The organism is Aurantimonas sp., from assembly GCF_964217435.1.
Taxonomy (GTDB): Bacteria; Pseudomonadota; Alphaproteobacteria; order Rhizobiales; family Rhizobiaceae; genus Aurantimonas; species Aurantimonas coralicida.
In genome coordinates this window covers 1-7,964 of sequence record NZ_CAXPJM010000021.1, presented here as the reverse complement: position 1 = coordinate 7,964, position 7,964 = coordinate 1, and the positions used below count along the sequence as shown (strand labels likewise).

9 protein-coding genes and 1 pseudogene are annotated in these 7,964 nt (G+C 65.7%); 5 read left to right on the top strand and 5 right to left on the bottom strand.

Translation table 11 applies throughout. The features are described 5' to 3' along the window. From qatD to ACEQX1_RS09285, 4 genes are all read right to left on the bottom strand, one after another. The coding region (qatD, locus tag ACEQX1_RS09300; RefSeq protein WP_370196755.1) for a Qat anti-phage system TatD family nuclease QatD at nt 1-702 on the bottom strand (702 nt) is incomplete at its 3' end. Further along, nucleotides 702-2,072, bottom strand: coding sequence for a Qat anti-phage system QueC-like protein QatC (gene qatC / locus ACEQX1_RS09295; protein ID WP_370196754.1), 1,371 nt, complete (start codon nt 2,070-2,072; stop codon nt 702-704). The genes qatC and qatD, both read right to left, overlap by 1 nt. Continuing rightward, nucleotides 2,069-2,290 carry a hypothetical protein gene (locus ACEQX1_RS09290; RefSeq protein WP_024352278.1) on the bottom strand — a complete coding sequence of 74 codons (222 nt, stop codon included), beginning with the start codon at nt 2,288-2,290 and terminating at the stop codon, nt 2,069-2,071. The genes qatC and ACEQX1_RS09290 overlap by 4 nt, the downstream gene beginning before the upstream one ends. 440 nt (nt 2,291-2,730) lie before the next feature. Further along, a complete protein-coding gene (locus ACEQX1_RS09285) occupies nt 2,731-3,147 on the bottom strand; it encodes a helix-turn-helix domain-containing protein (protein WP_009209168.1) in 417 nt (138 codons plus the stop codon). Nucleotides 3,148-3,223: 76 nt separating this feature from the next. Here ACEQX1_RS09285 and ACEQX1_RS09280 point away from each other — a divergent pair, with 76 nt between their 5' ends. The 5 genes from ACEQX1_RS09280 to ACEQX1_RS09260 all read left to right on the top strand — a co-directional run bounded on the left by ACEQX1_RS09280 (nt 3,224) and on the right by ACEQX1_RS09260 (nt 7,690). Beyond that, nucleotides 3,224-3,616 (top strand): mercuric transporter MerT family protein, encoded by a 393-nt coding sequence (locus tag ACEQX1_RS09280; protein ID WP_228241470.1) that lies wholly within the window; start codon nt 3,224-3,226, stop codon nt 3,614-3,616. A gap of 15 nt (nt 3,617-3,631) precedes the next feature. Beyond that, the gene (locus ACEQX1_RS09275; protein ID WP_188077973.1) at nt 3,632-3,958 is read left to right on the top strand and encodes a heavy-metal-associated domain-containing protein; all 327 of its coding nucleotides are present in this window, start codon (nt 3,632-3,634) and stop codon (nt 3,956-3,958) included. Nucleotides 3,959-3,964: 6 nt separating this feature from the next. Next, nucleotides 3,965-4,213 carry a mercury resistance system transport protein MerF gene (gene merF, locus ACEQX1_RS09270; protein WP_188077974.1) on the top strand — a complete coding sequence of 83 codons (249 nt, stop codon included), beginning with the start codon at nt 3,965-3,967 and terminating at the stop codon, nt 4,211-4,213. Between the two features lies 1 nt (nt 4,214). Then, on the top strand, nt 4,215-5,639 hold the full coding sequence (gene merA, locus ACEQX1_RS09265; protein ID WP_188077975.1) for a mercury(II) reductase: 1,425 nt from the start codon (nt 4,215-4,217) through the stop codon (nt 5,637-5,639). Between the two features lie 704 nt (nt 5,640-6,343). Further along, on the top strand, nt 6,344-7,690 hold the full coding sequence (locus ACEQX1_RS09260) for an NAD(P)/FAD-dependent oxidoreductase (protein WP_370195760.1): 1,347 nt from the start codon (nt 6,344-6,346) through the stop codon (nt 7,688-7,690). A gap of 44 nt (nt 7,691-7,734) precedes the next feature. On the opposite strand, the pseudogene ACEQX1_RS09255 reads toward ACEQX1_RS09260, so the two are convergent. After that, a pseudogene (locus tag ACEQX1_RS09255) lies at nt 7,735-7,964 on the bottom strand (hypothetical protein); the annotation flags it as partial.

Here is a 7,964-nt window from a genome sequence, read left to right as displayed (position 1 = left end):
GGGAATGCCGAATGACGACGCCAGCATTGAGGTGGCCCTGCCGACATCGGCTGGCCGGGCAGCGTCGTCTCCCTCTCGCGCGAACGGACCGTCTGTCTCCGTCAGGATCCGGTCGATCGGGACCACGGTCCTGACGATGGCCGACATCCGGTCGGACTGCATCATCGCCGCGTTGATCGAGAACCAGCATCCAAGGTCGACGGCTCGCCGCGCTTCGGCCTTGCTGCCGGAGAACCAGTGCAGGACGACGTTCGACCGTCCCCGGGGTAGGTGCGCCTCCACCATGTCCAGAACCAGCGTGGCCGCGCGGACACTGTGGACCGAGAGCACCTTGTCACCGGCAGACGCGCACGCCACTAGGACGCGTCGGAACACCTCGCGCTGGCGCTCCAGGGAACGGAAGTGGGCAGGTCCGGCGTCGAGGCCGACCTCTCCGACGTACCGTGTCTCGGGAAGCAGCGCCTCGAACAGGGCGATCTCGTCCCCGTGGTCCACGACAAGCTGCGGGTGCAGGCCGAGTGCAGCCCTGACGTGTCGGGTCGCCGAAGCGAGATTGTGGTTGCGCCGCCAAGCGCGAGGCGTCGTCGTCACGGCGAGGGTGTAGAGCCCCGCCGCGTCGCACTCGCGCACGAGCTCCTCGAAGTCCGGGAAGAGGTCGAGGTGGCAGTGGAAGTCGACCAGGGCCTCAGCCATCGCGACCATCAAGCGGCCTCGCCTCGACGTCTCCGAGGACCTCGGCGACTTCCGCCATGCCGCGTCGGTAGACGCCGACGAGGTCTGGCACGATGGCGGCGTCCTCCAGCAGCGGGCCTGGCTTGTAGACCCATGTCTCGGCCAGTTCCGGCCTCTCCCGAAGGCGGGCGATCGCGTATTGGAAGCCTCGCACCTGCCGTCCCTTCGCTTTGGTCGTATCGAGGACCTCGGAGGTGAGGTCGTCGAGTGCATACCCGGTTTCGTCCCTGCCGTCCCACGGCGTCCGCAGGAGCGAGGCGCGACGGATAATGCAGGGGAGGCAGTAGCCGCAATGGGCGTGGTCGCCCGCATACCAGCGCCTCGTCGACGGGTGCGCGCAGGACAGCGACCAGCGGCGCCAGCGCCTCGAGGGCGGCCGGGTTCGCGCATCCGTCGACCATCTCACCCTTGGTGCGGTCCCAGTAGGGGTTCACGACGCGGCCCTGGATGCCGACGGTCGCGAGCAGCTCGTTCCAGCGGTGGATGTAGAAAGGATGCGTCGTCCGCGTGCTGTTGCTTCCCAGCCGCGTGACGTCGAGCGGCACGTTCAGCGAGATCAGGCCGTTCTCCGGAACCCGGAGATCGAACGGTCGGCCGAACGACGACCCGGCGAACGCCGCGGCCGCGAAAAACAGGAAGGACCGCCCGCGGGTGGAGTTCTCGCCTCCGATTCCGGCGACGAGGTTGCTCGGGATGGTCATGGCCAGGCGGAGCCGGACCGGACGCGCGTGATCTGCCTGACGGGCCGCGAGCTCGCGGAACAGCCTGCCTTGGGGCGCGCTCACGCCGCCTTCGCCGCCGTGGCTGACGAAAAGGGGAAACCCCCCCTCGTGAAGTTCGTCGACTGCCCCGATGAGACTGTCGAGACCGCCGGAGAACAGGGAGACCCCCGTGAACGGATGTCGTGTCCGCGATCTCGGCTGACGCGACAAAGGCGGGCGGCCTGAGCGGGGCAGGGGGCGGAAGCGGACCGCCCACAGGTCGCCGGTCAGGAACCGGAGCATGCGCTCTAGGACGGCGGTCGCCCGATCCCAGACGGCGACGTCGGAGACGGGAACGACGATGCTGATCTCACGCATCCACCCGTCCTGTGAGGCCTGCACCCGGTTCAGCCGCGTGTCCGCGGCATGGACGTGGGCCGCCAACGTGATCAGGTCGATGCCGACCGCAGTGGGAGTCAGGTGCCAGCCAGCGAGGTGCTTCAGGGCGCGGTCCACACCGAAACGCAGGCTTCCCGCGGCGTCGAGGAGGTCGAGAGTGGTCGCGACCGTGTCCACGGCGCGCGGCGGCCGGAAGGCGTCGGCGGGCCCCAAGCGTCCGAAGATGATATGCTTGGTCATGCGTCGCCTCTCTCTGGACCGTCGGCGTAGCCTTCGAGCACGCCCATGGCCATTGTATAGATCCGTTCGATCGCCGAACGGACGCCGGCACCGGACATCAGTCGGCCGACCCCCGCCATCGCGGACCTCACCGCGCCGTCGACGAAGTCCCGGACGTCGGCCTCGGCCGACGCCGCGTCCTCGATGCTGTCGGGAAGGAGCACGATCCCATTGGCCACCGCGTTCTTCAGTCGGTTGTCGATCGTCCCGACGATGAACCGCTCGATTTATGCGCGGTATCCCAAATGAGGTTGATGCATATCGCTACTGCGGCGGCCATCAGCCTCGGCTTTGTCGGCCTCGCCGCGGCGCATGAGTTCAAAGCTGGAGGTCTCACGATCGACCATCCGTCATCCCGCCCGACACTGCCAACGGCGAGGGTCGGGCGGGGTACTCGTCCGTCAGCAGCAGCGATGGAAGTTGAGCAGATCGGCTACCGTCGCGGGCAGGTTCGCGAGCCACGAGTAGCCGGTGGAGGACGGCGTCGCACGGATGCGTCCTGTCAAGGACGAAATCCTCATAAGGCCAGATGCGACGGTCACGCTCGATCCCGGGAGAGGCGCCTACCCGTGGCGGTGAAACGCTGCGGGGTGAACGCAGCAGGACGAACTTAGCGCAGTCATGAGCCTTCGAGCGTTTCCAGAACCGCGCAGTCCGGCACATCACCTCCCGAACATCGGGCCGCCGCCGCCGCAAGCACTATCTCAATCCGTCTGAGGTCTGCAATCTTCGTCCGCACGTTCGAAAGGTGGCGTTCGGTACGCTCCTTGATCTCCGCACAAGTCTGGTCGCCGCCGTCAACGAGGTCGAGAAGCCCCCGAATCTCCTCGATCGAGAACCCAAGCTCTCTGGCGCGCAGGATGAATTTCAGCCGCGAGACATGATCCGAGCCGTAGACCCGGTAGCCTGCCGCCGTGCGCGGCGGATCGGGCATCATACCGATCTTCTCATAATAGCGGACGGTTTCGAGATTGCAGCCGGTTCGTCGCGCCAGCTCAGCGCGCCGCAGACCCCTCCCGGACGCGTGATCGCTCATCGCGAAAAACCCTCTTGAGCCTGTAGTTGCTACAGACCTTATAGAAGATCGAGCGGAGGATCGAAAGGCGAAGATGATGAGCATCACGAACCGGGAACGTTGGCATCCCGCGGAGGAAGTCGGAAGCCGCCGGAAGGACTGGTTCGCGGCCGGAGGTGTCACTGGGGCGGTCTTCGCGTCAAGCTGCTGCATTGGGCCGCTGGCCCTTCTCTCGCTCGGCGTCTCGGGCGCATGGATCGGCAATCTGACTGCGCTCGAGCCCCTGAAGCCCTTGTTCGCAGCTATCGCGCTCCTCTTCATCGGCCTCGGGTTCCGGCAGGTCTACTTCCAGCCGAACACGATCTGCGAGCCCGGCTCCGTCTGCGCCCGGTCGCGATCAGCACTTCTTACCAGGACAGCTCTCTGGTCCGCCACTGTCCTAGTGCTCGCCGCGATCACGATCGACTGGTGGGCGCCGCTTCTTTACTGAGCAAGGAGGCTTTTCATGAAATCCTATTTCGCTTCCACCGCCGCAGCCGTCCTATTGGGGGCGCCGGCGATCCTGGCGATTCAGAGTTTGCCAGCCGCCGGTCAGACGGCATCCTCGCAAGCCGAACTCAAGACCGTGGTGTTCGACGTGGAGAACATGACCTGCGCGACCTGTCCGATAACTGTCCGTCTGGCCATGGAGGCCGTCGAGGGCGTGCGCTCCGTCAAGATCGATTTCGAGGCGAAAACCGCCACCGTCGTCTTCGACCCCGCGATTTCCAATACCGCGGGGATCCGCGCCGCCTCGACGAACGCCGGGTATCCGGCAGCGGCGCAAAGCTGACGTGCGATGAAGGATCGCACCATCACCAGGTCCGGCATCGTTGGCGCCGTGGTCGCCGCGATCTGCTGCTTCACCCCAATCCTCGTCATTGGCCTTGGCGCAGTCGGCCTGTCGGCCTGGCTCGGTTGGCTCGACTATGTGCTCTTGCCGGTGCTTTTCGTCGCGCTGGGGCTGATCGCCTACGGTCTTTGGCGTCAGCGCCGGGCGGCAGATTGCTGCACGCCCCCCACTCGATCGAATACCGAAGGACGCTGACATGGATGCATGCTGCTCAATGCCCCGCCAGGGCAGCTACGATCTCGCGGTGGTCGGCGCGGGTTCGGCCGGATTTTCCGCCGCCATCACCGCCGCGGACCTCGGTGCGCGGGTTGCCCTCATCGGCCACGGAACGATCGGCGGCACCTGCGTGAATGTCGGCTGCGTGCCGTCCAAGACAATGATCCGAGCGGCGGAAGCGCTGCACGGCGCCAGTGCTGCTGAACGGTTCCCGGGGCTCACCTGCGGAGTTCGGGTAACCGACTGGCCGTCGCTCATCGCAGCGAAGGACGATCTCGTTGCAAGCTTGCGGCAGAAGAAGTACGCGGACCTGCTGCCGGACTACGAAGCCGTGGACTACATCGAAGGCCAGGTGCGCTTCGAGGGCGACGCCCTCCTGGTCGATGGTGCGTCGCTCAGTGCGGGAAAAGTCATCATCGCAACCGGGGCATCGCCGGTGATCCCGGACATCGCCGGCATCAGGGACGTGCCGGTCCTGACCAGCACAACGGCGCTGGAACTGACCGAGCAGCCTGCCTCGCTCCTCGTCATCGGCGGCGGTTACATAGGCTGCGAACTCGCGCAGATGTTCGCGCGTCTGGGAACTGCGGTGACGCTCGTGACGCGGTCCCGTCTCCTGCCCGAAACCGAGCCCGAGGTTTCGGAGGCGCTGACGGCCTATCTTAGGGACGAGGGCGTAACGGTCCGGACCGGAGTCTTCTACCGTCGCATCGCGCGTCACGACGAAGGGGCCGTGCTCACCGTGCTCTCCGAAGGCAGGGAAGAGACACTGAGCGCCGCCCGCGTTCTGGCGACGACAGGCCGGCGTCCCAACGCGGAAATCCTGAACCTGACGGATGCCGGCGTCGAACTCGACTGGCGCGGCGCGGTCGTCGTCGACAACCGCATGCGGACCACCCGGCCCGGCGTCTATGCCGCGGGCGACGTCACCGGGCGCGACCAGTTCGTCTACATGGCAGCCTACGGCGCGAAACTTGCGGCGAAGAATGCGCTGAACGGCGACAGCCTGGTCTACGACAATGGAGCCATGCCTTGGGTCGTGTTCACGGATCCTCAGGTGGCGGGCGTAGGGCTGACCGAGGCCGGTGCACGCGCCGCGGGATGTGAGCCAAAGACCTCGGTCGTCCCGCTTGATCAGGTGCCGCGGGCACTGGTCGCCAGAGATACGCGCGGGCTGATCAAGCTCGTGGCCGACGCCAGGACCGACCGGCTGCTCGGTGGCCAGATCCTCGCGCCCGAGGGCGCCGACAGCATCCAGACACTTTCGATGGCGTTGAAGGTCGGCATGACGACGCGGGCGCTCGGTGAGACCATCTTCCCATATCTCACCACAGTGGAGGGCCTGAAGCTCGCCGCACAGGGATTCGGCAAGGATGTGGCTAAGCTATCCTGTTGCGCCGGTTGAAACATCGCGCCGCCCAAGACGTTTGCTGCGCAGCGAAGTGCAATGCCTCATGAACGCCCAGCAGGCGCCCTGGGCGGTCTCGCCCGACGATACGGAACAGAGGGAGCAGCGTGTCCGACCGGACCCGCCCTTCCGGGCCGAGATATTCGCCGACTACGCAGGTCTCGATGTCGACGAACCGGAGACGATAGCCGCAGGCATGGCCCTCCATTACACCTCCAGCGTTGGCAGGGGACCGGTCTACTGCGTGATGCGCCGGACGGCCGGGATGGACTCGCTCGGAGCGGTTGCCGCCGGCGGCGTGAGAATGTCCGTCATCCTGGACGGGTCAATGACCGACGCTCTCGGTCTCAGCCCGCCGGAAAGGGGGCGCGAGCTCCGGGATTGGCGACGGCCTCGCATGGACTTTCGCCGCGGCGGTGGCATCGGCCATTGTCAATTTCCGCTCTGACGAGGAGTCGGCCGAGCAAATCGTTCCCGAGATTCCGGGAGAATGGCGGCTGCGCCGGGCCGGTTCAGGCCGACGTCCCGAAGCCGGAGAACTCAGGGACGCTCATCGAGACGGCGATCGGATGACGGATAGTCGCCCAGGAATGCCGCTCCCGACGCTGGGCGGAGCCGACGTCCTCTGCGACATGGGCGCTCCGTTCGGCTGGACAGCCTCGCGGCGGCGCGTCCGCCAACTTCAAGGAAAGGAATGAACCATGGCTATCAGCTACGATCTTCTGATTATCGGCACCGGGACGGCAGCGATGGTTGCCGCGATGCGTGTGCGCGCGGCGGGGTGGAGCGTGGCGGTGGCGGATTTCCGCTCCTTCGGCGGCACCTGTGCCTTGAGAGGCTGCGACCCCAAGAAGATGATGATCGGCGGCGCCGATGCGGTCGACCACGCCTGGCGCATGCAGGGCCATGGCGTGGAAGGAGATACCCATCTCGAGTGGCCAGGTCTCCTCGCCTTCAAGCGCAGCTTCACCGTTCCGATTCCGGACAAGCACGAGCAGCGTTACGGAGAGAAGGGCATCGACACCTTTCACGGACGGGCGCGGTTTACCGGACCGAACACGCTCGACATCGGAGGCACGCCGGTCGAAGCGCGACATGTCCTGATCGCTGCCGGTGCGGAGCCGCTGCGGCTCGGCATCCCGGGCGAGGGGCACCTCATCGACAACGAGGGTTTTCTGGAGCTCGAGAGGCTGCCCAAGCGGATCGTGCTCGTCGGCGGCGGCTACATCGCTGCGGAGTTCTCCCACATCGCCGCCCGCGCCGGCGCCAAGGTGACGATCTTCCAGCATGGCGAGCGCATGCTGAAGCACTTCGATCCGGACCTCGTCGGCTGGCTGATGGACAAGTTTCGCGACCTTGGCATCGACGTTCGGACAGATGCAGAGGTGACCGCGATCGAGAAATCCGGAGAAGGCTATCGAGTTTCGGCGATGGACCTTGACGGCGAACTGACCGTAGAGGCCGATCTCGTCGTGCACGCCGCCGGGCGCAAGCCGGCTCTCACCGACCTCGATCTCGCCGCCGCCGGGATCAAGCACGAGAACGGGCGGCTCGTCCTGAACGCGCACCTTCAAAGCGTATCCAATCCGACGGTCTACGCCGCCGGCGACGCCGCTCAGATGGGACCGCCGCTCACCCCTGTTTCGAGCCATGACGCCAAGGTCGCTGCCGCCAATCTGCTCGAAGGCAACAAGCAGAGGCCAAACTACGACGGCGTGCCGAGCGTCGCCTTCACGATTCCGCCGATCGCCGCTGTGGGGCTCACCGAGGCCGAAGCGCGGGATAAGGGCATGAAGTTCGGGATGAAGAGCGCCCGCGCGGAGGGGTGGTTCACGGCGCGTCAGGCGGCGGAGAAGATCTACGGCTTCAAGGTGCTGGTGGACAAAGAGACCGACCTCGTCCTCGGGGCGCACTTGGTCGGTCCGCATGCCGATGAGGTCATCAATATCTTCGCACTTGCGATCCGCCACGGGATCACGGCCGAGAAGCTCAAGTCGACCATGTTCGCCTATCCCAGCGGGGCGTCCGATATTGGATCCATGCTATAGACGTCGAGGGGGCGGGGCTGTCGGGGCCTATCCGGCGGAAGAGCTCACCCTAACGTATCAACGCTCCCGCTTAGGGTCTGGACGCCAGGATTGGCGTTCTTCAGCGCCGCAATGTAATTACGCGGGAAGAGCAGGTGGTTGACCGTTTCCATGCCCATAAAGTCAGCGATCTTGTTCGTGAAAGTCGAGCAGTTATAGGCGACGGCGTGCCAGAGCGGGCTGTTGCCCTGAAGCTGCCGGATCCGGCCAAGGATACGCTGATACTCTTCCGGTG